Source organism: Bradyrhizobium sp. HKCCYLRH3061, assembly GCF_051168015.1.
In the GTDB taxonomy this organism is placed as follows: Bacteria; Pseudomonadota; Alphaproteobacteria; order Rhizobiales; family Xanthobacteraceae; genus Bradyrhizobium.
The window spans coordinates 80,535-104,639 of sequence record NZ_JBNPUE010000022.1 but is presented as its reverse complement, the minus strand read 5'-3'; the positions used below and the strand labels follow the sequence as shown (position 1 = coordinate 104,639).

The following is a 24,105-nucleotide window of genomic DNA, read 5'->3' as shown; positions in this document are numbered from 1 at the left end:
GCCGATGACGAAGGACGGTGGGCAAGGCGCGGGAGATGGCGTCGTAAATCATCGGAGACTTTGGGGCGCCTTTGCCCACCCTACGCACCGAGCAAAGTCGCGAGACGACGGCGCTGCGAGATACAGCGCCCTCGCCCCTTGTGGGAGAGGGCATGTACGGCCCATCCACGTACGCGGTTGGGTGAGGGGTATCTCTCCGCGAGTGTCGCTCATAGAGAAAAACCCCTCACCCAACCGAGCTTGCTGCGCTGTCCTATATGCCCTCTCCTACAAGGGGCGAGGGCGCATTCACAGGCACCGCGCTCGCTGCTTGTTGTCAAGCTTTGCCACGATGAGTTCGATCGTGACTGCTTTTCGGCGCTGAACTCCTACACCATCCCCTTGCCGGCATCCGAGCCCTGCCGGCGCTGCCGCGCCTGCAGCACCAGAATCACCGACAATGCCGCGAAGATCACGACGAACGACACCGCCGACGTCAGCGTGCCCAGCGCGTAGATGTCGGGCTTGGTGACGGTCGTCGTCAGGCCCTGCAACTCCAGCGGCAGCGTGTTCACCGAGCCGATCGCCTGGCTCGACCGTGCCAGTTCGTCCCAGGACAGCGTGAAGCCGAACAGGCCGATGCCGACGACGCTCGGCAGGATGATCGGCAGCACGACGTGGCGGAAGGTCTGCCAGGGCGTGGCGCCGAGATCGCGGGCGGCTTCCTCCAGACGGCCGTCGAAGCGGTTGAAGATCGCGAACATGATCAGCAGGCCGAACGGCAGGGTCCAGGTGAGATGCGCACCTAAGCCCGAGGTGAACAGGCCCATGGCGGTGGTGTAGCCATCGGCGAGCCAGCCCAGGCCAAAGTCGGCGCCGTGCTTGTTGACGAAGTCGTCGATCAGCCGGAACTCCAGCGCGATGCCGAGCGAGGTGATGATCGACGGCATGATCAGGCTGGCGATCGCGGTGTAAAACAGCCCCGATGCGCCGCGGAACGGCTTGCGGAACGCCATGCCGGCGGCGACCGACAGCACCACGGTGATGACCATCACGACGAGGCCGAGCGCCAGCGAGCGCTTGAACGCGGCGCCTATGTCGACGATGCCGCCGCCGGAAAACACCTTGCCGAACCAGGTCAGCGATACGCCGTTCATCGGAAACGTCAGGCCGCCGTCCGGTCCCTGGAACGACAGGATGTAGATCGCGATCATCGGCCCGTACAGGAACAGCACGTAGGCCGAAAAAAACGCGGCGAGGATGTAGAAGGAGCGGGGGCGCTTGTCTCCCATCTCAGAGTTCCTTGCGCACGTCGACGATCCGCGTCAGCGCGGAGATGATGATGATGGTGATGCCGAGCAGGATCACGGCGTTGGCCGCGGCGGCCGGGAATTGCAGCGCCGACAGCCGGGACTCGATGATCTTGCCGGCGGAGGCGATCTGCTGGCCTCCCATCACGCCGATGGTGACGAAGTCGCCCATCACGATGGTGATGACGAAGATCGAGCCGATCACGATGCCGGGCTTCGCCAGGGGAATGATGATGTTGACCAGCGTCTGCCAGCCCGACGCACCGGCGTCATAGGCGGCCTCGATCAAGCGCTTGTCGATGCGGATCATCGAATTGAAGATCGGCACCACCATGAAGAAGGTGAACAGGTGCACCAGCGCCAGCACCACCGAGAATTCCGAGAACAGCAGCCATTCGACCGGCTTGTTGACCACGCCGGCGCCGATCAGCCCCTGGTTGACGAGGCCGTTGCGGCCGAGCAGGGGAATCCAGGCGATCATCCGGATCACGTTGGAGGTCCAGAACGGGATCGTGCACAACAGCGACAGCACGATCTGCCAGGTCTTGCTGCGGACGTGGAAGGCAAGGAAATAGGCGACCCAGAAGCCGATCATCAAGGTCAGGCCCCAGGTCAGCAGGCAGAGCTTCAGCGTCTTGAGATAGGTCTTCAGGATCGTGCACAGCTCGGGCAGGTTGGCGACGCAGCCCTCGAAGGTGTCGGTGTAGCCGCGGAAGCTGAACGCCGGGATCATCTCGTATTCGTTGTAGTCCCAGGCGCTGACGACGACAACGAGCACGAGCGGCAGCAGGAAGAACAGCGCAAACACCAGCATCATCGGGCCGGCCTGCAGCCAGGCGATCGAGCGCATGGTGATCTTGCGCAAGGCGCTCTCCGCGGGCGCTACGGTGTCGGGCGAGTTGTCGATCGTCACGGCCACGGGGATACCTGTCGTCCGGTCGCGAATGAGCGCTTAGAAAGCCTGCCGCGCCCACGATATCATGGGCGCGGCAGTATTCGACGTCACATCAGGCGGCGATGAACTCGTTCCACTTGCGGACCATGTAGTCGTTCTCGTCCATGACGGCGTTCCAGCAGACGACGGCGCCCATGCGATCGTCGTAGGAGCCGCCGTCGCGCACCGCGCCGGCCTTCTCCATCAAGGTGCCATCCGGCGCCTTGATGTCGGCCTTGGCCGGCTTGCCTTCCATCCAGTAGCCCCACTCGTCCTCGGTCATGTTGGCCTTGGCGGTGGAGAGTACGGCCGAGTAGTAGCCCTGGCGGTTGAGATAGGCGCCGGCCCAGCCGGACAGGTACCAGTTGACGAACTCATAGGCCCAGTCGAGCTTCGGTCCGCCGGCCACCGCCTTCGAGACGCAGAAGCCCGAGGCCCAGGAGCGATAGCCTTCCTTCAGCGGCTGGAAGGTGCAGGCGATGCCCATCGAGCGCACCTTGGTGACGGCGGGCGACCACATCGACTGGATCACGGTCTCACCCGAGGCCATCAGGTTGACGGACTCGTTGAAGTCCTTCCAGAACGCGCGGAACTGGCCGGCCTTCTTGGCCTCGGTCAGCACCTTCATGGTCAGGTCGATCTCGGCCTTGGTCATGTTGCCCTTGTCGGCATATTTGTACTGGCCGGTCGCCTCGACGACGAGGGCGGCGTCCATGATGCCGATCGAGGGGATGTTGAGGATCGAGGCCTTGCCCTTGAATTCGGGGTTGAGCAGCTCGGCCCAGGAGTTGATCGGGCGTTTGATCAGGTCGGGGCGGATGCCGAGCGTGTCGGCGTTGTACACGGTCGGGATCAGCGTGACCCATTCGGTCGGCGTCGCCGAGAAGGTCTTGGAGTTCGGACCGTCGAGATACAGCACCTTCCACGGCGCGGTGCCCTGGCCGCCGATCTTCTTGCCGTTGGGCAGCTCGCCCTTGGTGAACACCGGCGTAATGTTGTCGAACTCCTTGATCTTGCGCGCATCGAGCGGAAAGATGTTGCCCGACGGCACCAGCTTCTTGAGCGAGAAATACTCGGTGTCGAGCACGTCGAACGAGTTCGGCTGGGTGATGACGCGCTTGGTGACGTCGTCGGTGGTCGCCGTGATGTATTCGATCTTGATGCCGGTGTCGGCGAGGCACTTCTTGGAGATCTCGTCGCCCTCGTTCACCGCGGTGCCGAGATAGCGTAGCACCTTGGCATCGGCGGCGTGGACGTAGGGCGCGCTGAGCAGCGTGCCCGAGCCGGCGAGACCGGCGACGCCCGCCGCGCCCTTGAGCAGCGAACGGCGGCTGATGGATGTTGTCTTCGATCGATCGGTCATGATCATCTCCTTGGGAAAAGCAGGCAAACGAAATCAGGCGACCAGCTCGGCAGCCGGCGTGGCTGTTGCGGCGGGGCGGGAAGTCAGGGCATCGGCGAGCGCCGGATTCCAGGTCACGACGACGCGCTCGCCGATCACGTGGGTCTGTGCATCGAACTGATCGTCGCTGAGCTGCGCCGAGATCTCGGGGCCACCGTCGGTGGCGACCGCGACCAGCACATAGGTGCCCTGATATTCGATCTTGCTGATCGTGCCCGACACGGCCGGACCGTCGACCGCGGCATTCGGCGCCTTGAGCTGGATGCGGTCGACACGCACGGCGAAGGTCTCGCCGTTCAGCGGAATCACGTTGTGGCCGCCGATGAAGCGGGCGGCGAACTCGGTGCGCGGGTGATTGAAGATCTCGCGCGGGCTGCCCTGCTGCTCGATGCGGCCGCCATTCATCAGCACCACGAGATCGGACAGCGCCATCGCCTCGTCCTGGCCGTGGGTGACGTGGACGAAGGTGAGGCCGAGCTCGCGTTGCAGCCGCTTCAGCTCGGCGCGCATGCGCAGGCGCAGGAAGGGGTCGAGCGCCGACAGCGGCTCGTCGAGCAGGAGAATTTGCGGCGAGGTGATCAGCGCGCGCGCCAGCGCGACGCGCTGCTGCTGGCCGCCGGAGAGCTGCGCCGGCAGGCGGCCGGCATAGCCCTGCATGTCGACGAGCTCGAGCAGCTCGCGTGCCTTGGCGTGGCGCTCGGGCTTGGAGACGCCTTTCATCTTCAGCGCAAACGCGACGTTGTCGATCACCGACAGATGCGGAAACAGCGCGTAGGACTGGAACATCATCGCCGTGCCGCGCCCGGCGGGCGGCAGCTCGGTGACGTTTCTGGCGCCGACGATGATGTCGCCCGATGTCGCCGATTCATGGCCGGCGATCATGCGCAGGGTGGAGGTTTTGCCGCAGCCGGACGGGCCGAGCAGGCAGCAATAGGAGCCGGCGGGAATCCGCAGGTCGATTGCGTCCACGGCGGTGACGTGACCGTACATCTTCGTCACCTTCACCAGTTCCAAGCTCGCGCCCGCCGCCATCCGCCCTCCGTCGCCCTGTCCCTTATCGGTCATGATCGCAGCTCGCTCCGTCGCGCGGCCGCGATCCGACCCGTCTGACGTCTGCAACGGATATGCCAAGGGCCGCCGCGGGGGCGGCGCAGCCCGGGACGATTGCGCGTTGGGGGAGATGTGTATGCAACGCTCGAAAGGGTAATCCGCGGTCCCGGCGTCAGCCCGCTCAGATCCGCCGCCGATCCGGTCAAACAGCCGCGCCCACGCCGATGTGGAAGCATTTTGCCCTGTCCTTTCGTGGCTCGGGGCGTGCCGTACGAAGGGGCTGCAATCGATGGTGGACGAGCGGGGCGCATCCTCGCGCCGCGGCAGTGATGGGCTGCCGGTGCCGTCCTTGTTCGACCGATCCATCCCTGATGGCTGCCGCAGCCGCACTTTGCCCGAATATTAGGCATCGTTGTCCTCCTGAGGCAAGGCAGCTTGATGAGCGACAAGGCGGCGCAGGCTCCGCCGTATGCAAGCCGGGTTGACGGGACGCTAGACCCGCCGTGCCTGCGATCTGGCCTGCGCGGCGGCCACCAGCATGCGCTCGGCGATGCCGCGCAACTCGCTGGCCGCGATCGGATCGGAGGCGGCGAACGCGTCATAGGAGTCGGTGCCGATCGGAAACCAGCGATAGAAGCGGGCCTCCTCATAGAGCACCTGGACGGCGGCATCGATCTCGGCCGGCGTTGTCGCGAAATAGTGCATGCCCATCATCCGCCGGTGGGATCAGTGATGATCGCTGTGAGGCAGGGTGAGGCCGAACACTTTGACCAGATCGTCGACCTGCTGCGGCGACAGATGACGCGGGTTGAGCCCGCGCAGCAAGAGATAGAGCTTTGCGGTCTCCTCGAGCTCCTCCATCGCAAACACGGCGGCTTCCAGCGTGTCACCGGACACGACGGGCCCGTGATTGGCGAGCAGCACGGAGGCGTATTTGCCGGCGAGACCCTTGATGGCATCGGCGACCGCGGGATCGCCGGGACGATGATAGGGCACCAGCGCGGTCTGGCCGCAGCGCATCAAGTAATAAGGTGTCAGCGGCGGCAGCGCGGCGCGTGGATCGATCTCCGGCAGCATCGAGATCGCGACCGAATGCGTCGAGTGCAGGTGCACGACGGCGCGCGCCGCGTCGCGCGTCTGGTACAGCGCCGTGTGCAGCGGCACCTCCTTGGTCGGCGCATCGCCCGAGACCAGCTTGCCCCGCGCATCGAGCCGCGACAGGCGGGCCGGATCGAGGAAGCCGAGCGAGGCATTGGTCGGCGTCACCAGCCAGCCGCCATCGTCGAGCCGCACGCTGATGTTGCCGGACGATCCCGGCGTCAGCCCGCGCTCGAACAGCGAGCGACCGAACCGGCAGATGGCCTCGCGAATCGCAGTTTCCGCCACTGGTCTTTCCTCGCATGTCGCTGTTTTGCCGCTTTGTCTCACGCTTTGGCAACGCGGCCAAGCCGTGATACCCAGAGTGCAGTCCGGGGCAACCGGACGTCTCCGGGAAACGCTTCAGGGATCTGCCACATGCCGTCGCCATCGCAATTGAAAGTCGCCGTGATCGGGCTCGGCTCGATGGGGTATGGCATGGCGACCTCGCTCAAGCGCGCAGGCTTCGAGGTGACCGGATGCGATGTCTCGGCCGATAGCGTGGCGCGCTTCGTTGCGGAGGGCGGCAAGGGTGCGAAAACTCCCGCCGAGGCGGCGCGAGGTGCCGACATCGTGGTCAGCGTCGTCGTCAACGCGGCGCAGACCGAGGCCATTCTTTTTGGTCCTGGCGGCGCGGCTGAGACCATGCCGAAGGAGGCCGTGTTCGTCTCCTCCGCGACCATGGATCCCGACGTCGCGCGGCGGCTGGCGAAGCAGCTGGAAGCCACAGGTCGGCACTACCTCGATGCGCCGATCTCCGGCGGCGCGCAGCGCGCCGCGCAAGGTGAGCTGACGATCCTGGCCTCGGGCAGCGCGGCTGCGTTTGCCAAGGCGCGGCCGGCGCTCGATGCGATGGCGGCCAAGCTCTACGAGCTCGGCGATGCCCCGGGGCAGGGCGCCGCGTTCAAGATGATCAACCAGCTGCTCGCCGGCGTGCACATCGCCGCTGCCAGCGAGGCCATCGCCTTCGCCGCCAAGCAGGGGCTCGATATCCGCAAGGTCTATGAGGTCATCACCGCCTCGGCCGGCAATTCCTGGATGTTCGAGAACCGCATGCCGCATGTTCTCGACGGCGACTACACGCCGCGCAGCGCGGTCGAGATCTTCGTCAAGGATCTCGGCATCATCCAGGACATGGCGCGCAACCACCGCTTCCCGGTCCCGGTCTCGGCGGCTGCGCTGCAGATGTTCCTGATGACGGCGGCCGCCGGCATGGGCCGCGACGACGACGCCTCTGTGGCGCGGATGTATGCGCAGGTTACCGGCACGAAATTGCCGGGCTCCTCCAAGTAGCAGCACGACGAGTTCTCGCACCATGCCCCGCTTCGCCGCCAATCTCTCGATGATGTTCACCGAGCATCCGTTCCTCGATCGCTTTGCGGCGGCCGCCAAGGCCGGCTTCACCGCGGTGGAATTCCTGTTTCCCTATGATCATCCGGCCGAGGAGGTCGGCAAGCGGCTTGATGACAACGGCCTGACTCAGGCGCTGTTCAACCTGCCGCCCGGCAATTGGGATGCCGGCGAGAAGGGCTTTGCCGCACTGCCGCACCGTTTCGATGATCTCAAGGCGAGCCTCGAGACGGCGCTGCCTTACGCCAAGGCCACCGGCGTGAAGCGGCTGCATCTGATGGCCGGCATCGCCGATCGTCATGATGCGAAAGCCGTGGAGGCGTACACCAAGTCGGTCGCCTGGGCGGCGGAGTTCTTCGCGCCCCACGGGCTCGATGTCGTGATCGAGCCGATCAATTCGCGCAACGTGCCCGGCTACTTCCTCAACGATTTCGGCTTCGCCCGCGATCTCATCCGCGAGCTGAAGATTCCCAATCTCAAGCTGCAGTTCGACATCTATCACTGCCAGATCATCCACGGCGACGTCACGATGCGGCTGCGCGAGATGATGGACATCATCGGCCACATCCAGATCGCCAGCATTCCCTCGCGCAACGAGCCTGACAGCGAGGAGCTCAACTATCCGTTCCTGTTCGCCGAGCTCGACCGGCTCGGCTATGCCGGCTTCGTCGGCTGCGAGTACAATCCGCGCGGTCGCACCGAGGACGGGCTCGGCTGGTTCGCGCCCTACAAGGGAGTGAAGCCGTGACCTTGAAGCTCGGCTGCATCGCCGACGACTACACCGGCGCCTCCGACCTCGCCAATACCCTGACCCGCGCCGGCCTGCGCACGGTGCAGACCATCGGCGTGCCGGCTGATGACCTCGTATTGCCCGCGGTCGATGCCGTCGTGGTCTCGCTGAAGAGCCGCTCGATCGAGGCCTCGCTCGCCGTGGCCCGCTCACGCGAGGCCGATACATGGCTGCGCGCTCGGGGCGCTGACCACGTGCTGTTCAAGATCTGCTCGACGTTCGACTCCACCGACGCCGGCAACATCGGCCCTGTCATGGATGCGCTGGCCGGCGACGCCGGTGACACGATCGTGCTGGTGACGCCGGCTTTCCCGGAGACGAAGCGGACCGTCTATCAGGGCAACCTGTTCGTCGGCGCCGTGCCGCTCAATGAGAGCCCGCTCAAGGACCATCCGCTCAACCCGATGCATGACGCCAACCTGGTGCGCGTGCTGGCGCGCCAGAGCCGACGGAAAATCGGCCTGGTCGATCTCGCCGCCGTCGTGCACGGGCCCGAGGCGATCGGCCGCCGGCTGCAGGAGCTGGCCGGGCAGGGCATGGGCGCGGCGATCGTCGACGCCGTCTTCGATGCCGACCTGACCGCGATCGGTGCGGCCGCCTTGAAGAGCCGGGTCTCCGTCGGCGCGTCCGGCATCGGGCTCGGGCTGGCACGCGCGCTGGTCGAGACCGGGCAGGTTCATTCCCACGGCTTGGCGCATCACGCCGATGCCCCCGTCGGCGGCCTGGCCGCCTGCCTCGCCGGCAGTTGCTCGCAGGCGACCTTGCAGCAGATCGCGCAGGCCGAGACCATCATGCCGGTGCTGCATCTCGATGCGGCGGGCCTGGTCGCAGGCCCGGACGAGGCGCGGCGAGCGCTCGCCTGGGCGCGTGAGCGCGTTGCCAAGGGACCCGTGCTGATCGCCTCCAGTGCGACGCCGGATCAGGTCAGCGCGCTGCAATCCAGGCACGGCCGCGAGGCGGCGGGGCACGCGATCGAGCAGGCAATGGCCGATCTGGCCGCGGGGCTGATCCAGGCCGGCGTGCGGCGGTTGATCGTCGCAGGTGGCGAGACCTCCGGCGCCGTCGTCGACAGGCTCAGGATTCCCGGCTTCCTGGTCGGTCCGGAGATCGCGGCCGGCGTGCCGGTGCTGCGCGCGATCGGCGCCGAGGCGGGCGACATGCTGCTGGCGCTGAAGTCCGGCAATTTCGGCGGTCCGCAGTTCTTTGCCGATGCGCTCGGGCTGATGCGCTAGCTGCGCATCGGCTGCGTGAGCGTGTGCCGGATTCTGGAACGACGCGCAGGGCCTCGGTGCCGATTACATCATCTGCTTAGTTTGTGAGCCGTCGCTCGGCGCGGCAGCGCCGTCGTGCCGCCGTAAGCATCGGGGCGCACACAGAAAAAGCAGATGTTTTTTGCGTGTAATGCCCGATAACTCCCGTAAATTAACGGTCTCTAGGGACCTCACCGCTATACCTCCAGTACGGACCGTCGCGTGACGCGTCCATCTGTGGGTAGGGCAATGAAACTGAATCGGATCGGCTACAAACTCGGGCTCGCTGGCGCCATCGGCGCATCTCTCGCCGTCGGCATGATCGCTAACCAGTTGATGGCGGAAAGAGCGGTCAACCATGCCAATCAGCAGGCCGAGCGCGCGCGGCGCGTGGTCGAGAGCGTGCTGTCGGCCAGCATCAACATGCAGCAGACCCAGCTCGGCGGCCGTTCGGCGCGGCTGGCGCGTGCGCCGGCCGAGGCAGAGAAGGCAGCCGCCGACATTCAGCAGTTCTCAACCGCGATGGTGACCGACATCGACGCCGCGCTCGGCAACGTATCGACCGCCGACAATCGCGCCCGGTTGACCCGGATCAAGGAGCTGATGACGAGCTATGCCGCGGGAGCGGTCGATCTCGCCGAGGCGCAGAAGAAGTTGTTGACGCAGATCGAGAAGCGCAGTGCGGTCTCCAACGAGTGGAACACCAGCCTGAAGGCGCTGCTCGCCTCGCCGTCGCTGCCGAACCTCGCCTTCCGCGAGCGGGTCGAGCGCCAGCTTCACGCCGCCGATGCCAAGTTGAACTACATGCGGTCGCAGGCGTGGCGGTTCGGCATGACTGGCGACGCCGCAACCATCCTGACCGTGAAGCAGACGGTGCCGGGGCTGAAGAGCTCGCTGACCGACGCTCGCATGCTCGCCGACAACCGCGAGATCCAGGCCACGATCACCAAGCTCAATGGCCTCGCCTCCGACTTCGTCGCCGCGAACGACGAGGTGGTGAAGACCGAGGGAATCAAGGAGGCCGTGCTGCGCGACCGCACGCTCATCTATCTCGGCGAGGCCGGCGAGCTGATGTCCTCTGCGATCCAGGACGCGCGCGCGCGCAACGCGAGCGCCCGGTTCGAGGCAGACCAGGTCGCCGCGCAGGCGAGCTATATCACGCTGTTTGTCGGATTGGCGGTTCTGTTGTCGGTGATCGGTTCGGTCGTGTTCTCGTTCCTCGGGATCGCGCGGCCGCTGACGCGGCTCAACGCGGCGCTCGGCGAGATGGCGCGCGGCCGCATCGACATCGCCATTCCCGGCGCATCGCGGGGTGACGAAATCGGCGATCTCGCCAAGACCGTCACGGTGATCCGTGGCAATGCCGAGGAGAAGGCGCGCACCGAGGCCGAGGAAAAGAGCGCGCTGGATGAGGTCGCGGCGCGCCAGCGCAAGGCCGACATGCAGCGGCTGGCCGAGCAGTTCGAAGCCGCGGTCGGCGAGATCGTGAACACCGTCTCGTCGGCCTCGAGCCAGCTCGAGCAGTCCGCCACGACGCTGACCCAGGCCGCGACGCGCTCGCAAGGCTTGACGACGGCGGTTGCGTCTGCCTCGGAGGAAGCCACGACCAACGTCCAGTCGGTGGCGTCTGCGACCGAGCAGATGGCCTCGTCGGTCACCGAGATCAGCCGCCAGGTGCAGGAATCGGCGCGCATCGCCAACGACGCCGTCGGCCAGGCTCGCACCACGACCGGGCGCGTCAGCGAGCTGTCCAAGGCCGCCACCCGCATCGGCGACGTCGTCGAGCTGATCAACACCATTGCCGGCCAGACCAACCTGCTGGCGCTCAACGCCACCATCGAGGCGGCGCGCGCGGGCGATGCCGGCCGCGGCTTTGCGGTCGTCGCCTCCGAGGTCAAGGCGCTGGCGGAACAGACCGCGAAGGCCACCGGCGAGATCGGCCAGCAGATCTCCAGCATCCAGGTCGCGACGCAGGAGTCGGTCAGCGCCATCAAGGAGATCTCCTCTACGATCGAGAAGCTGTCGGAAATCTCCTCGACCATCGCAGCCGCCGTCGAAGAACAGGGCGCGGCGACGCAGGAGATTTCGCGCAACGTCCAGCAGGCGGCGCATGGCACGCAGCAGGTCTCGTCCAACATCGCCGATGTCGAGCGCGGCGCGGCCGAGACCGGGTCGGCCTCGGCCCAGGTGCTCTCAGCGGCACAGGCGCTGTCCGGCGACAGCAATCGTCTCAAGCAGGAGGTCGCGAGCTTCCTCGGCTCGGTGCGGGCGGCATAACGCTGAGCCGCGGAAGCGGCCAACTCCTGGTCGCGCAGGGGATTGGAAGGCCGGAGCATCGAACGCTCCGGCCTTTTGCGTTTTCTGACCCAACGTTTTCTGACCCAACAGAGACACTCCGCGGCCCCGTTGCCTGAGGCTTTTCTGTTCGCGTTGCATTGACGTCGGCAAAACTAACCTGCGTAGTCAATCTGCGTTTTTAACTTGTGTTAAGAGTCGGCATGTAGGGTCTGGTCATTCGCGGCCAACGCGCAGTCGGGCTCCACGGGCAAACGGTGCTTCTCTCACGTGGTCGCACCACATGAGACGACGCGTCGCACGGCCAGGCCGGAGCGCGTTACCGATCTGGACGGGCAACGATCATTTTCGATCGCTGCTCCGTATTCGTACGGACATCGTCTTAACCAGACTTAATATTCGGTTCCGTAGCTTCCACGTGTGGGCTGCGGGCCCGTTTGCGTGCATACGAGGGCGAGCCCACGCCCGTCGCCGTGATCTGTCCCCGAGCGCCCCAAGCATGAGTTGCGCCCGTGGAGACTGACATGTCGTTTGCAATGCCTCATCGCCTCAAGCTCACCATCGGTATCAAGATCTACGCCCTGATCGGTCTGAGCTTCCTCGGTCTGATCGGCCTGACCGCCTTCAATTCCCGCGAGCTCGCCGCAGGCCTCAAGCAGCAGAAGCAGCTCGAGCTGCAGCATCTGACCGAGCTCGCGCTCGGCATCTTCGCCGAGGAGCATGCGGCCGCGCAAAAGGGGACGATCTCGGTCGCCGAGGCGCAGAAGCGCGCGCTCGAGCGCGCCTCCCAGCTGCGCTATGGCGGCAACGAGTATTTCTTCGTCACGGATCTGACCGCGAAAATGCTGATGCATCCGATCTCGACCAAGCTGGTCGGGCAGGACGTCGCGGACATGAAGGATCCGAACGGCAAGAAGCTGTTCATCGAGATGATCGACGTGGTCCGCCAGCATGGCCGCGGCTTCGTCGACTATGATTGGCCGAAGCCCGGCTCCGAGACGCCGCAGCCCAAGCTCACCCATGTCGCCGGCTTCGCCCCCTGGAATTGGCTGGTCGGGACCGGCGTCTATATCGATGACCTCTCGGCGCAGGCCTGGGCCTCGACGCGGCAGTCGCTGATGGCGGCCGGGATCGTGCTGCTTGTCCTGCTCGTCGTGTCAACGATCGTCGGGCGGGGCATCACCAGCCCGCTGCATCGCATGACCAGCGCGATGAAGAGCCTCGCCGGCGGCCGCCTCGACGTCGAGGTGCCCGGCGTGGGACGCGGCGACGAGATCGGCGAGATGGCCGGCGCCGTCGAGGTGTTCAAGAGCAATGCGGTCGCACGTCACGCGCTGGAAGCGGAGCAGAAGGAAGCCGAGCAGCGGGCGCTGGCCCGCCGCAAGGCCGACATGCACAAGATGGCCGACGACTTCGAAAGCGCCGTTGGCGAGATCGTCGAGACGGTCTCGTCGGCGTCGTCCAGACTGGAAGTGTCGGCGGATACGCTGAGCAAGACGGCGGTCCGCGCCGGCGAACTCGCAACCACGGTGGCGGCCGCGTCGGAGGAAGCGTCCACCAACGTGCAATCCGTCGCCTCGGCCACCGAGGAGATGACGTCCTCGGTCACCGAGATCGGCCGCCAGGTGCATGAATCGGCGCGCATGGCCAACGAAGCAGTCGAGCAGGCGAAGAAGACCAACGAGCGGGTGAGCGAGCTGTCGCGCGCGGCGAGCCGCATCGGCGACGTGGTCGAGCTGATCAACAGCATTGCCGGGCAGACCAATCTGTTGGCGCTGAACGCCACCATCGAGGCGGCGCGGGCCGGCGAGGCGGGGCGGGGCTTTGCCGTCGTCGCCGCCGAGGTCAAGGCGCTGGCGGAGCAGACCGCCAAGGCGACCGACGAGATCGGCCAGCAGGTGGCCGGCATCCAGACCGCGACGCAGGAATCGGTCGCTGCGATCAGGCTGATCTCCGGCAGCATCGAGCGGCTGTCGGAGGTGTCCTCGACGATTGCCGCAGCGGTCGAAGAGCAGAACGCCGCGACCAAGGAAATCTCGCGCAACGTGCAGCAGGCGGCGCACGGCACGCAGCAGGTCTCCGTCAACATCACCGACGTGCAGCGCGGCGCCACCGAGACCGGCTCGGCCTCGACCCAGGTGCTGGAGGCGGCGCAGGGGCTGTCGACAGACAGCAACCGCCTCAAGCGCGAGGTCAGCCGCTTCCTCGAGACGGTCCGCGCGGCCTGACAGGCCCGCGGCAATCTCATCAGCTCACAACGATCCGACCAGCGTGTCTCAACGAGTTCGAATCCCGACATGATGACCTTCCTTGACCTCCGGCCCCGCCACGAGATGGTGAACCGGACGCGATCGTTCGCGACTTCCTCGGCGATCATTCTCACCCTCATGCTCACGACCTCGGTCGGTGCCGCGCCCGGCGACAACCTTGCCGTCGTGCGCGACCTCGGCGGCAGGATCGGTCCCGCCATCGGGGCGGCCCTTGCCTGCAGCGATATCCCTCGGCCGCGGATCCAGGCCATCATCGGCAAGTTCCAGGCCGTCATCCGCGAGGCGTCCAACAACGACGGCGATCGCAACGAGCTGACGCGCCAGTTCGACCGCTCCATCGCCGACGGTCGCGCGGCCGTGGCGAGCGGCCGCCAGGACTGCCGGCGGGCCGAGCTTCAGCTCGCCGACATCGAGCGATCGATCGGCGCACCGGCGGCCGGCGCGCTGCGGGACCCGACGCTCTCCGTCGCTGCGACGGGGGCAACGAGTGCCGTGGCTGCTTCGGCGGTTCGCGGCATCACGGAGCGCGACATCACGTTCGGCAGCGTCTTGCCGCTGTCGGGCGCGAACAAGGAGTCGGGCCGCCTGCTCAAGGTGGGCATCGAAGCCGCATTCAACCGCGCCAACGAAGCCGGCGGGGTCAATGGCCGAATGCTCAGGCTCGCCGTGGCCGATGACGGCTATGATCCGAACCGCACGCTTGATGCCATGAAGCAGCTCTACGAGAAGGAGCGCGTATTCGGCTTCGTCGGCAGTTTCGGGACCGCGACGGCGGCCGTCGCAATTCCATATTCGCTGGAGCGTAGGATGCTGTTCTTCAGCCCCTACACCGGCGCGAACGTCTCGCGTCATGATCCGCCGGACCGCTACGTCTTCAACTATCGTCCGAGCTATTCGGAAGAGGCCGATGCGCTGGTGCATTACCTGGTCAAGCTGCGCCGCGTGCCCCCACGACAGATTGCGCTGTTCGCGCAGGACGATTCGTTCGGCGATGCAGGCTTTGCCGGCGTTGCGAAGGCGTTTCGCGTCCTCGGCCTCAACGACGCGGCGATCCTGCGCGTCAACTACACCCGCAACACCGTGGATGTGGAGCCCGCGATCAATCAGCTCAAGACCCAGAAGGTGCCGGTCCGTGCGGTCATCATGGTCGCGACCTCGCGCGCGGCCGCCAAGTTCATCGAGAAGGCGCGCGACGCGCTGCCCGGCGTCCTCTTCGTCAACGTGTCGGCGGTCGGTGCATCGGCGCTTGCCAACGAGCTCATGCTGCTCGGCCCACGCTACGCAGCCGGGGTGGTCGTGACCCAGACCGTTCCCGCCGTCTCCGGCTATTCGAGCGTGGTGCTCGACTACAAGGCCGCGCTGGCGAAGCATTTCCCCGGCGAGCCGCCGGACTACACCTCGCTCGAGGGTTACATCGAGGCAAGCATCCTGGTTCAAGCCCTGAAGCAGGCCGGTCCGCAGCTCGATACCGAGCGGCTGATCGATACGCTGGAGTCGATGCGCAACATCGATCTGGGTCTTGGCGCCTCGCTCAACTTCGGCCCCGCCGAACATCAGGCCTCGCACAAGATCTGGGGCACCGCGCTCGACGAGACCGGTGCCTATCAGCCGATCGAGCTGGAATGATCCGCGGCGCGGCGGAGCGTGAGATGAAGCAGCTTGCCGGCGCCTCCGAGGCGTCGGCGGCCGAGCGCTCACAGCGGCTCCCCATTACCGCGGTCTCCGCGACAGGGAGAGCGGTGCGGTCGCAAATACCATTTGGGGCGGCCGCGCGTATCATTTGATCCGAAATTGTACGGTCGAGAAAATTAAGAATTATTTCGATTCAAGCGCGTGAAGCTCGGTTCACCCAACATCACCGGTGATGCAGGAGCGTCTTCGATTGCGTCCTCGACGTAGTCTCGGCTTCGTTTGACATCATCGGCCTTCATTAGAGGTTGTAGATGTCATTGCTTTCGCGCTTTCGTGTCCTGACCAAGATCCTCGCCATCGTCATGCTGCTGGCCGCCGTGGCTGCCACGATCAGCTGGTTTGCCATCGGCGCGCTGCATGTGGTGGCCGAGGATGCAAGCAAGATGGCGGTAGCGGCCAATCGGGCGCTCAACGCTGCCCGGGCCAACCAGAACGTGATCGCATTGAACCGCGCCGAATTTCGTGCCGCGCTCGACCCGCATGCGGAGAACCGCGAGGCGACATTGAAGGTGGTCGAGGAGCAGCGCAAGCTGTTCGCAGAACATTTCGCGGAAGCGTCCAAGACCAATGACGACCAGGCGCGTGCGATGCTCCCCGACGTTCGTACCGCCTATTCGGAGTATGAGAAGGACCTCGAGGACACGTTCCGGGTCATTGGTGCCGGCAAGGATGTCCAGCTCACCGAACAGACCGAGCGCATGCGTGATGCCGCCATGAAGAGCCGCGCGGCGGCCGAGAAGCTCCAGGTCAAGATGAGGCAGGTCGCCGACCGGCTCAACGCGCGCGTCGAAAGTCTCGCGCTTGAGGCGGAGCAGCAGTATGAGCAGACCTCGCGGATGCTGATCACGGTCGCGGTCGTCGGCATCGTGCTCGGCCTGGCGCTGGGCTTCGTCATCGGCCAGTACGGCATTGCCAAGCCGATGCGCGCGCTGGTCGCCGTGCTGCAGCGCATGGCAAAGGGAGAGGAGGTAGCCATCTCCGGCGAGGGCCGCGGCGACGAGATCGGCGATACGGCGCAGGCCGTCAACCAGATCAAGGTGATGCTGGCCGAGAAGGCGCAGCAGGAGGCCGAGGCCAAGATCGCGATGGACAAGCTGATGGCCGAGAAGCGCCGCGCCGAGATGCATCAGATGGCCGACGGCTTCGAGCAGGCCGTCGGGCAGATCGTCGGCACCGTGTCGCATGCCTCGACCGAACTGGAGGCGTCCGCCACGTCGCTGAGCTCGACCGCGGCGCGCTCGCAGACATTGGCGACCACGGTCGCCGCCGCCTCCGAGGAAGCCTCGACCAACGTCCAGTCGGTCGCTTCCGCCACCGAGGAGATGGCCTCCTCGGTCACCGAGATCAGCCGGCAGGTGCAGGAGTCCGCGCGCATGGCCAGCGATGCCGTCGACCAGGCGCGGCGGACCAATGATCGCGTCGGCGAATTGTCGAAGGCCGCGACCCGCATCGGCGACGTCGTCGAGCTGATCAACACCATCGCCGGTCAGACCAATCTGCTGGCGCTCAATGCGACCATCGAGGCCGCCAGGGCAGGTGAAGCCGGCCGTGGTTTTGCCGTGGTCGCCTCCGAGGTGAAGGCGCTGGCCGAGCAGACTGCCAAGGCCACCGGCGAGATCGGCCAGCAGATCGGCAGCATCCAGACAGCGACGCAGGAATCCGTTGGTGCCATCCGCGAGATCTCCGGCACCATCGAGAAGCTGTCGGAGATTTCCTCGGCCATCGCCGCCGCGGTGGAGGAGCAGGGCGCGGCGACGCAGGAGATCTCGCGCAACATCCAGCAGGCATCGATCGGCACGCAGCAGGTGTCGTCCAATATCGCCGAGGTGCAGCGCGGTGCCAGCGAGACCGGCTCGGCGTCGTCCCAGGTGCTCTCGGCGGCGCAGATGCTGTCCGGCGACAGCAACCGACTCAAGCTCGAGGTCGGACGTTTCCTGGACACCGTGCGCGCCGCCTGATCCCGGCGGACAGATCCCAACGAGACCAGGGCGTAGCCGGGAGGCTGCGCCCTTTTTCGTGGGCCGGTCGGCGCGGATGGCGGGCGAGTCAGTCGGCCAGGCGCGCTCGACCACCGATCGCCTCGGCAAGCTGTCGAGGGTCGCGACCCGCATCGGCGAAGTCGTTCCAGCTGATCAACACCACCGCCGGCCAGACCAACATGCTGGCGCTCTCGCGCTTCCTGCAAACGGTTCGCGCCGCTCGATCCAGATCCCCTCCATCAACGGCGGAAACATGGTTGCGCCGTTCTGTCTGGCTCGGGTCGAGACGACACGTCGGCTACAGGCCTTGTGGGATTGCAACCGCCACTAATAAGCGCAAGCGCCCGTATTTCACCGGTTGCGGCATTTTATCTTAGGTTAATCGGCGACTGCGACAATCGACGCATCGTTTTCAGCAAAATTAGTCATGCCGATGCCGGCATGGCTCACATCGTCGATTGAAAGACTCGCCATGCGTAAGAATTTGCCCGTCACCAACGTCGAGTATCCGATCACGGATGACACGCTGATCGTGTCCAAGACCGACACGAAGGGCAAGTTGACCTTCTTCAACCAGGATTTTGTCGACGCGGCCGGCTTCACCGAAGCCGAACTGATGGGGCAGCCGCACAACATCGTGCGCCATCCCGACATGCCGCCTGAAGCCTTCGACAATCTCTGGACCACGCTCAAGGCCGGCCGTCCCTGGGTCGGCGCGGTCAAGAACCGCCGCAAGAATGGCGACTATTACTGGGTGCTGGCGACGGCGTCGCCGATCTGCAAAGACGGCCAAGTCGTCGGCTACACCTCGGTGCGCACCAAGCTGCCCGCCGACCAGCGCGCAGAGGCCGAGCAGGTCTATGCGGCGATCCGCGAAAAGCGGCCGCATGGTTACAAGATCGACGACGGCATCGTCCGCCGCCGCTCGGTGTTCGACCATCTCTCGATGTTCGCCGGCACGATCTCGGCAAGGCTGCGAACGCTGGTCGGATTGCAGACGCTGTTCCTGCTCGTGCTTGGCGTCATCTCGTTCGGGGAGGGCGGGCTCGCCGGAATGACCGCCGTGGCGATTGCCGCCGCTGGTGTCGTGCTGTGCGGCCTGGTCGGGCTGCGCACGATGAACGTGATCGTGGCGCCGCTCGATCATCTGAACGAGACGATGGAAAGCATCACCCAGGGCAAGCTCGACACCCGCATGCGCATCGAGCGCGACGACGAGATCGGGCGCGCGCTGCGTAACCTGCAGACCGTGCAGACGATGGTGCGATTCAACGCCAGGGAGCTCGGTGAGCAGGAGCGGCGCGCAGCCGCCTCGCGCAAGCGGGAGATGTCGGAGCTCGCCAACGGTTTCGAAGGCGCCATTGGCAACATCGTCAATACGGTGTCCTCGGCCTCCAGCGAGCTCGAGAGTTCGGCCAATTCGCTGTCGAGCACCGCCGTGCGGGGGCAGGAGCTGTCCACCACCGTCGCCGCGGCCTCCGAAGAGGCGTCGGCCAACGTTCAGGCCGTCGCCTCGGCGACCGAGGAGCTCACCTCGTCGGTCCGTGAGATCAGCCGCCAGGTGCAGGAGTCGGCGCGCATCGCCTCCGATGCGGTCGAGCAGGCCCGCCGCACCAATGATCGCGTCGGGGAGCTGTCGAAGGCGGCGACCCGCATTGGCGACGTCGTCGAACTGATCAACACGATCGCCGGGCAGACCAATCTGCTGGCGCTCAATGCCACGATCGAGGCCGCACGGGCGGGCGAAGCCGGCCGCGGCTTTGCCGTCGTCGCCTCCGAGGTCAAGGCGCTGGCCGAACAGACTGCAAAGGCGACCGGCGAGATCGGCCAACAGATTTCCGGCATCCAGGGGGCCACGCAGGAGTCGGTCGGTGCCATCAGGGAGATCTCGACGACGATCGAGCGGCTGTCGGAGATCGCCGCGACGGTGGCGGCCGCGGTCGAGGAGCAGGGCGCCGCAACCGCCGAGATCTCGCGCAACATCCAGCACGCCGCCGCGGGTACACAGCAGGTGTCCGCCAACATCGCCAACGTCCAGCGCGGCGCCAGCGAGACCGGCGACACCTCGGGGCAGGTGCTCAGCGCCGCGCGCCAGCTCTCCGGTGATAGCCAGCGTCTCAAGCAGGAGGTCAGCCGCTTCCTGCAATCGGTTCGCGCCGCCTGATCCGCGGCATGACGAAGCGGGCGACAGCGGCCGAGATGGGCCGCCGTTGCATCCGATAGTCGAACAGCCCTACCGATAGCCGCGGGCAGAGCCGATGACGCCCCGGCGAACCACGCCGGCGCGGAACGCACATGCCTGCGCCGTTCGTCAGGCGGCGCCCCGCTCGACCGGATCATTCCCCGACCGTTGCAGACTCCCCACACCTGACGCCCCGGCCAGAAAGGCCGTTGTCGTGCCATAATCCCGCTAAGGTGCAGAGGTTAACTTGTGTTAGATATTTATTCAACCAGCGGTACATTTAGTGGCAGGCAATGTGATTGCGAGCGGCCCTTCGCGCAGGACCTTGGTGCTATCGGCTGCGACGGCCGCGGCCGCCCTCGGTCTCGATGCGGGGCTTGCCGTCGTTGCCGCCAAGCCGCGCCGCCGCACTGAGGATCCCGCGCCCGGCTATCGCCGGATCACGATCGGCGAGGCCGAGGTGATCGCCCTCTATGACGGGATCTGGGAAAAGCCGCAGGAGGCCGGCTTCATCGGCAACGCCAGCATCAGCGACGTCAAGCAGGCGCTGCGCGCCGCAGGCCTGAGCTCCGCCTTCGTTCCGATCCCGATCTCCACCTTCGTGGTGCGGCTGAAGGGCAAGACCGTGCTGTGCGACGCCGGGGGCGGCGGCCAGGTGCAGGGCTACAATTCCGACTCGATCTTCATTTCAGGTCGCATGCTGGACAATCTGAAAGCAGCCGGCATTCGCCCGGAGGACATCGACACCATCCTGATCTCGCACTTCCATCCCGATCACATCTTCGGACTGCTCGGCGAGGACACCAACGCGCCGGTGTTTCCGACCGCCGAGATCATCGTGGCCGCGGCGGAATACAAGTTCTGGACCGACGCATCTCTGACCAGCCGGCTGCCCCCGTGGCGGCAGTCGCTGGCGCGCCGCATCCAGAGCGTGATCCCGGGGTGGAAGAACGTGCTGCCGGTCGAGGGCGAGGACGAGGTGGTGCCGGGCATCCGCTTCGTCAGCGTCCCCGGACATACGCCGGGGCACACCGCCTTTCATCTCAGCTCCGGAGCGGAGCAACTGATGATCTCGGGCGACACCGCCTATGTGCCGGCGTTGTGCCTGCGCCATCCCGAATGGCACGGCGCCTATGACCAGGACGGCCCGGCTGCCGAGGTCAGCCGGCGCAGATTGCTCGATCGTATCGTTGCAGAAAAGATGTTGGTTTGTGGATCTCATTTTCCGTGGGCCGCGTTTGGCAGGCTCACCCGCGATGGCGCCCATTATGCGCTCGACCTGCTCCCCGCGTGATCCCGAACCGGCCTCGGTAGAGAGGCACGGGATCGCACCATGAAGACGCATTACGAGGTGCTCGGCGTATCGCCGCGGGCCGATCTCGACACGATCAAGCGGGCGTTCCGCCAAGCCGCCAAGGCGCACCATCCCGACCTCCGGGGCGGCGCCGATGCGGCCTCGGAGCATCAGCTCAAGATGATCATCGTCGCCTACAACGTGCTGCGCGACCCTGGCCTGCGCGCCGAATACGACGCCGATCTTGCCGCCGAGCGCGATCGCGTCCGCCGCGAGCGCTGGGACGCCATCCTGCAGTTCACCGCGGCGACCGCCGTGCTCAGCGCGATCCTGATCGGCCTCGAGATTCTGCTGTTGCCCTCCGCCGGTGACTGGATGAGCAGGCAGGCGACGCGCTCGATCGTGACACCGTCGCCGCAGGCCCGATCCGCGCCGCAGCGCAAGGTCGCAGGTGAGACCATCCCGGCGCCTGCCGTCCAGGATGCGACCGGAGCCGTGCTGCCGGTGCAGCCCCCGGCGATGGAGGCGCCTGCGCCGCAAGCCGCAGAGCCGGTCGTCCCGGCCGAACCGATGACCGCCGCATCCCTGGTGAAGCGCGCGATGGACCGCAGCCGCCAGGGCGATGTCGAAGGGGCCGTCGCCGATCTCGACGAGGCGATCCGGCTCGCGCCCCGCAATGCCGATCTCTATCGCTACCGCGCCAGGGATCTGGTCCGCATGGGCCGCTTCGACCGGGCGCTTGGCGATTATGAGCGGGCGATCCGGCTCGATCCGAACAACCCGATGCTGTTTCACGATCGTGGACTGGCGTTCCAGCGCAAGGGAGATCTGGACGAGGCCCTCGTCGATCTCGACCACGCCGTGCGCATGGGCTTCAACGATGCCGCGACGTACAGCGACCGCGGCGCGGTGTGGCTGGAAAAGGGGCGCTACGACCGCGCGCTCGCCGACTTCAACCAGGCGCTCAAGCTGGATCCGGAATCGGCGGTTGCGGCCGCGCGGCGGGATGAGGCCGTCGCGCTCAAGCGCGACCAGCAATTGGCGGGCGACAACAGCTCGCCCCCGGCGGCTGCGGAGACCACCGGCACGGTCCCTGCCGACGTGAAGCCCAGGCGAAGTGGGCGCTGACCGCCGGACCGTGATCTGCGCGCCGACATCCAGGACGCGGTGAGCAGCGTTGTGCTCACACCCGCCGGCGCGACCGTTCCCCCCGCGACGGGGTGCGATCCAGGAGCGCGCCATGAGCGTCTACGTGTCCGTCACCGGCTTCCGCCCGCACCGCGGCCTCACTCGGCTGGCGCGGTTCTGGTGGCACACGCTGCGCGCCGTCCGCCAGGCGGGCGCCGCTCCCGGAAATCTGCGCGTCGAGCTTCGTCCGGTGAATGGCATCTATCACACGCTGACGGTCTGGACCGACGAAGCCAGCATGCGCGTCTATGTCAGAAGCGGCGCGCACCGGCGCGCCATGATCGGCTTCCGCGACCTCGGCGGCGGCCGGACGCTCGGCTTCGTGGCGGAGCGCGATCCTGATTGGGATACGGCCTATGCACGCTGGCAGCACGAGGCGCGGGAGGTGTGAGGCAACGGCGGCGGGAGCAGACGCGGACTAATTCGCCCGCCACTCCGGCACGCCATCGGCGGCCATCGTGATCGTGCCGAGCAAGCCGACCGGCGACCTGTCCTGATCCATCAGCCGCGCCAGCGTGGCTGCGTCCTGCGCCGGCACGCGCGCCAGCGTGCGCGCGTCCTGCTCGGTGCGCAGCATCACCACGCCATGCTCGACCTCGCCGTTGCGATCGAACAGCGCGGTGAAGCTCTCGACCCTGCCGCCGCCGCTGGCCTCGCTGACGAACTCCGGCGCGACGGCGCGGTGCCGGTCCGCCTCGGCCTGCACGCTCACCTCCTGTGACAGGGACGACGGCGGCTCGCGCGAGATCACCAGCGCATGATGCTTGGTGACGAAGCCGCCCTGGCCGTACAGCAGGCCGCGCTTGGCGCCGCCGCGCAGCCGCCGCACCATCGCGCAGGCGGCATGCGTCATGTAGGTGTTGAGCGGCGCGCCGAAGAAGGTCAGCCCGCCGGTGACGGTGGGCTCGACGTCGGCGCCGAGGCCGAGGGTTCGCCGTGCCATCTTCGGCACGCAGGGAAAGCAGCTGTAGAGCTCGATGGCGTCGAACGCGGCGCCGCTGCCACCGGCGATGTTCATCGCGGCCCGCAATACAGCGTTCTGCGGATGGCTCTCGGCGAACTGGTCGCGCGTGAGATAGTCGCGCGGATCCTCCGCCGATGCGCCGCCGAGCGGATAGATCATGCGGTTGTCGGCGATGCCGGCGGCGCGCGCCTTGGCGAGGCTGGTCAGGATCAGCGCCGCGCCCATGTTGACCATGGGATTGGCGACCATCAGCTTGGTGTAGGGCCAGGCGATCGGGCGATTGTCGGCCGACGGCGTCGTGATCTCGTCGGGCGCGAAGTGCCGCTTCAGCCAGGCGTTGGGATTGTAGGCGGCGACCGCCGAAAAGCGCGACCACAGCTCGCCGGATTCGGCGAGCGCCTGCCGCGGCGTCTGGCCCCATTTTGCCGCGCTCGCTACCTCGTAGAACGGATAGACCGAGACCGGACGGAACACGCCGAGCTTCACCGCCAGCGGCTTCTGGAAAGCGGCGCCGCGTTTCGGCTCCTCGACATCATGGGCGAACGGCGTCCACGGCAGAGTGATGCCGGCACGCTCGGCCTTGGTCGCGGTCGATTGCGCCTCGGCGCCGCAGACCACGGCGACCTCGCATTCGCCGCGCGCGATGCGCAAGGCGGCCTCGTGCAGAAAGCGGATCGGGCTCTCGCCGCCGACCGGACCATAATGGCAGTGCGCCGGCGCGACGCCCAACCGCTGCGCGAGAAGCTGCTCGGGGGCGCGGTAGCGCCAGCTCAGGAAGTTGACGACGTCGAGCGAGCCGGTGTCATGGACGAGCTTGGCGCCCGCGTCATTTTCCGCGCGGCGGATCGCCTGTTCGAGCAGCGCCAGCGGCTCCAGACCGTCGCGAATGTCCTTCGGGCGATCGACGATCTCGCCCACGCCGACGATCACGGGAATGCGGTCGGGGGGCAGGGTAGTTGCAGTCATCGGCGTTTCCAGGAGCGGGCCCATGACGGACCGTCATTGTTGTCTTGTCTCCGTTCTGTCATCGCAGGTTCGA

Annotated in this window: 18 protein-coding genes; 11 read left to right on the top strand and 7 right to left on the bottom strand. The window is 66.4% G+C overall.

Going from position 1 to position 24,105, the window contains the following annotated elements; translation table 11 throughout:
• Positions 1-368 precede the first annotated feature (368 nt).
• The 6 genes from ACQR2C_RS28675 to otnC form a co-directional block, all read right to left on the bottom strand.
• Positions 369-1,271, bottom strand: coding sequence for an ABC transporter permease (locus ACQR2C_RS28675; RefSeq protein WP_434882614.1), 903 nt, complete (start codon positions 1,269-1,271; stop codon positions 369-371).
• Position 1,272: 1 nt separating this feature from the next.
• Positions 1,273-2,208: an ABC transporter permease gene (locus ACQR2C_RS28670; RefSeq protein WP_315801329.1), complete on the bottom strand. Its 936-nt coding sequence runs from the start codon at positions 2,206-2,208 to the stop codon at positions 1,273-1,275.
• Between the two features lie 88 nt (positions 2,209-2,296).
• Positions 2,297-3,586 (bottom strand): ABC transporter substrate-binding protein, encoded by a 1,290-nt coding sequence (locus tag ACQR2C_RS28665; RefSeq protein WP_315801328.1) that lies wholly within the window; start codon positions 3,584-3,586, stop codon positions 2,297-2,299.
• Between the two features lie 33 nt (positions 3,587-3,619).
• On the bottom strand, positions 3,620-4,657 hold the full coding sequence (locus ACQR2C_RS28660) for an ABC transporter ATP-binding protein (RefSeq protein ID WP_315801387.1): 1,038 nt from the start codon (positions 4,655-4,657) through the stop codon (positions 3,620-3,622).
• Between the two features lie 510 nt (positions 4,658-5,167).
• A complete protein-coding gene (locus tag ACQR2C_RS28655; RefSeq protein WP_434882613.1) occupies positions 5,168-5,380 on the bottom strand; it encodes a hypothetical protein in 213 nt (70 codons plus the stop codon).
• A gap of 21 nt (positions 5,381-5,401) precedes the next feature.
• Entirely contained in the window at positions 5,402-6,061 is a 660-nt protein-coding gene (gene otnC, locus ACQR2C_RS28650; protein WP_434882612.1) for a 3-oxo-tetronate 4-phosphate decarboxylase, read from the bottom strand.
• Positions 6,062-6,190: 129 nt separating this feature from the next.
• Between otnC and ltnD the strand changes: the two genes are divergently transcribed.
• The 11 genes from ltnD to ACQR2C_RS28595 all read left to right on the top strand — a co-directional run bounded on the left by ltnD (position 6,191) and on the right by ACQR2C_RS28595 (position 22,493).
• On the top strand, positions 6,191-7,105 hold the full coding sequence (gene ltnD / locus ACQR2C_RS28645; protein ID WP_410051995.1) for an L-threonate dehydrogenase: 915 nt from the start codon (positions 6,191-6,193) through the stop codon (positions 7,103-7,105).
• Between the two features lie 22 nt (positions 7,106-7,127).
• On the top strand, positions 7,128-7,910 hold the full coding sequence (gene otnI, locus ACQR2C_RS28640; RefSeq protein WP_315801324.1) for a 2-oxo-tetronate isomerase: 783 nt from the start codon (positions 7,128-7,130) through the stop codon (positions 7,908-7,910).
• Positions 7,907-9,184, top strand: coding sequence for a 3-oxo-tetronate kinase (gene otnK, locus ACQR2C_RS28635; protein ID WP_434882611.1), 1,278 nt, complete (start codon positions 7,907-7,909; stop codon positions 9,182-9,184). The genes otnI and otnK overlap by 4 nt, the downstream gene beginning before the upstream one ends.
• A 267-nt stretch (positions 9,185-9,451) precedes the next feature.
• On the top strand, positions 9,452-11,479 hold the full coding sequence (locus ACQR2C_RS28630) for a methyl-accepting chemotaxis protein (RefSeq protein ID WP_316183447.1): 2,028 nt from the start codon (positions 9,452-9,454) through the stop codon (positions 11,477-11,479).
• 542 nt (positions 11,480-12,021) lie between these two features.
• On the top strand, positions 12,022-13,725 hold the full coding sequence (locus ACQR2C_RS28625) for a methyl-accepting chemotaxis protein (protein WP_434882610.1): 1,704 nt from the start codon (positions 12,022-12,024) through the stop codon (positions 13,723-13,725).
• Between the two features lie 69 nt (positions 13,726-13,794).
• Positions 13,795-15,393 carry an ABC transporter substrate-binding protein gene (locus ACQR2C_RS28620; protein WP_434882609.1) on the top strand — a complete coding sequence of 533 codons (1,599 nt, stop codon included), beginning with the start codon at positions 13,795-13,797 and terminating at the stop codon, positions 15,391-15,393.
• Between the two features lie 317 nt (positions 15,394-15,710).
• Positions 15,711-17,417 carry a methyl-accepting chemotaxis protein gene (locus tag ACQR2C_RS28615; RefSeq protein ID WP_434882608.1) on the top strand — a complete coding sequence of 569 codons (1,707 nt, stop codon included), beginning with the start codon at positions 15,711-15,713 and terminating at the stop codon, positions 17,415-17,417.
• 493 nt (positions 17,418-17,910) lie between these two features.
• Entirely contained in the window at positions 17,911-19,602 is a 1,692-nt protein-coding gene (locus tag ACQR2C_RS28610) for a methyl-accepting chemotaxis protein (protein WP_434882607.1), read from the top strand.
• A 346-nt stretch (positions 19,603-19,948) separates the two neighbouring features.
• Positions 19,949-20,914 (top strand): MBL fold metallo-hydrolase, encoded by a 966-nt coding sequence (locus ACQR2C_RS28605; protein WP_434882606.1) that lies wholly within the window; start codon positions 19,949-19,951, stop codon positions 20,912-20,914.
• Between the two features lie 39 nt (positions 20,915-20,953).
• The gene (locus ACQR2C_RS28600; protein WP_434882605.1) at positions 20,954-22,042 is read left to right on the top strand and encodes a tetratricopeptide repeat protein; all 1,089 of its coding nucleotides are present in this window, start codon (positions 20,954-20,956) and stop codon (positions 22,040-22,042) included.
• 112 nt (positions 22,043-22,154) lie between these two features.
• Entirely contained in the window at positions 22,155-22,493 is a 339-nt protein-coding gene (locus ACQR2C_RS28595) for a hypothetical protein (RefSeq protein WP_434882604.1), read from the top strand.
• A 27-nt stretch (positions 22,494-22,520) separates the two neighbouring features.
• On the opposite strand, the gene ACQR2C_RS28590 is transcribed toward ACQR2C_RS28595, so the two are convergent.
• Entirely contained in the window at positions 22,521-24,032 is a 1,512-nt protein-coding gene (locus tag ACQR2C_RS28590) for an acetyl-CoA acetyltransferase (RefSeq protein ID WP_316183440.1), read from the bottom strand.
• Positions 24,033-24,105: the final 73 nt, after the last annotated feature.

Excerpts from the sequence above, each read along its gene's own strand:
- ACQR2C_RS28610 (WP_434882607.1), top strand. The coding sequence starts at position 17,911 with ATGCGTAAGAATTTGCCCGTCACCAACGTCGAGTATCCGATCACGGAT.
- ACQR2C_RS28590 (WP_316183440.1), bottom strand. The coding sequence starts at position 24,032 with ATGACTGCAACTACCCTGCCCCCCGACCGCATTCCCGTGATCGTCGGC.
- ACQR2C_RS28630 (WP_316183447.1), top strand. The coding sequence starts at position 9,452 with ATGAAACTGAATCGGATCGGCTACAAACTCGGGCTCGCTGGCGCCATC.
- ACQR2C_RS28660 (WP_315801387.1), bottom strand. The coding sequence starts at position 4,657 with ATGGCGGCGGGCGCGAGCTTGGAACTGGTGAAGGTGACGAAGATGTAC.
- ACQR2C_RS28595 (WP_434882604.1), top strand. The coding sequence starts at position 22,155 with ATGAGCGTCTACGTGTCCGTCACCGGCTTCCGCCCGCACCGCGGCCTC.
- ACQR2C_RS28625 (WP_434882610.1), top strand. The coding sequence starts at position 12,022 with ATGTCGTTTGCAATGCCTCATCGCCTCAAGCTCACCATCGGTATCAAG.
- ACQR2C_RS28675 (WP_434882614.1), bottom strand. The coding sequence starts at position 1,271 with ATGGGAGACAAGCGCCCCCGCTCCTTCTACATCCTCGCCGCGTTTTTT.
- ACQR2C_RS28655 (WP_434882613.1), bottom strand. The coding sequence starts at position 5,380 with ATGCACTATTTCGCGACAACGCCGGCCGAGATCGATGCCGCCGTCCAG.
- ACQR2C_RS28600 (WP_434882605.1), top strand. The coding sequence starts at position 20,954 with ATGAAGACGCATTACGAGGTGCTCGGCGTATCGCCGCGGGCCGATCTC.
- ACQR2C_RS28615 (WP_434882608.1), top strand. The coding sequence starts at position 15,711 with ATGTCATTGCTTTCGCGCTTTCGTGTCCTGACCAAGATCCTCGCCATC.
- otnI (WP_315801324.1), top strand. The coding sequence starts at position 7,128 with ATGCCCCGCTTCGCCGCCAATCTCTCGATGATGTTCACCGAGCATCCG.
- ACQR2C_RS28620 (WP_434882609.1), top strand. The coding sequence starts at position 13,795 with ATGATGACCTTCCTTGACCTCCGGCCCCGCCACGAGATGGTGAACCGG.
- ACQR2C_RS28665 (WP_315801328.1), bottom strand. The coding sequence starts at position 3,586 with ATGACCGATCGATCGAAGACAACATCCATCAGCCGCCGTTCGCTGCTC.
- ltnD (WP_410051995.1), top strand. The coding sequence starts at position 6,191 with ATGCCGTCGCCATCGCAATTGAAAGTCGCCGTGATCGGGCTCGGCTCG.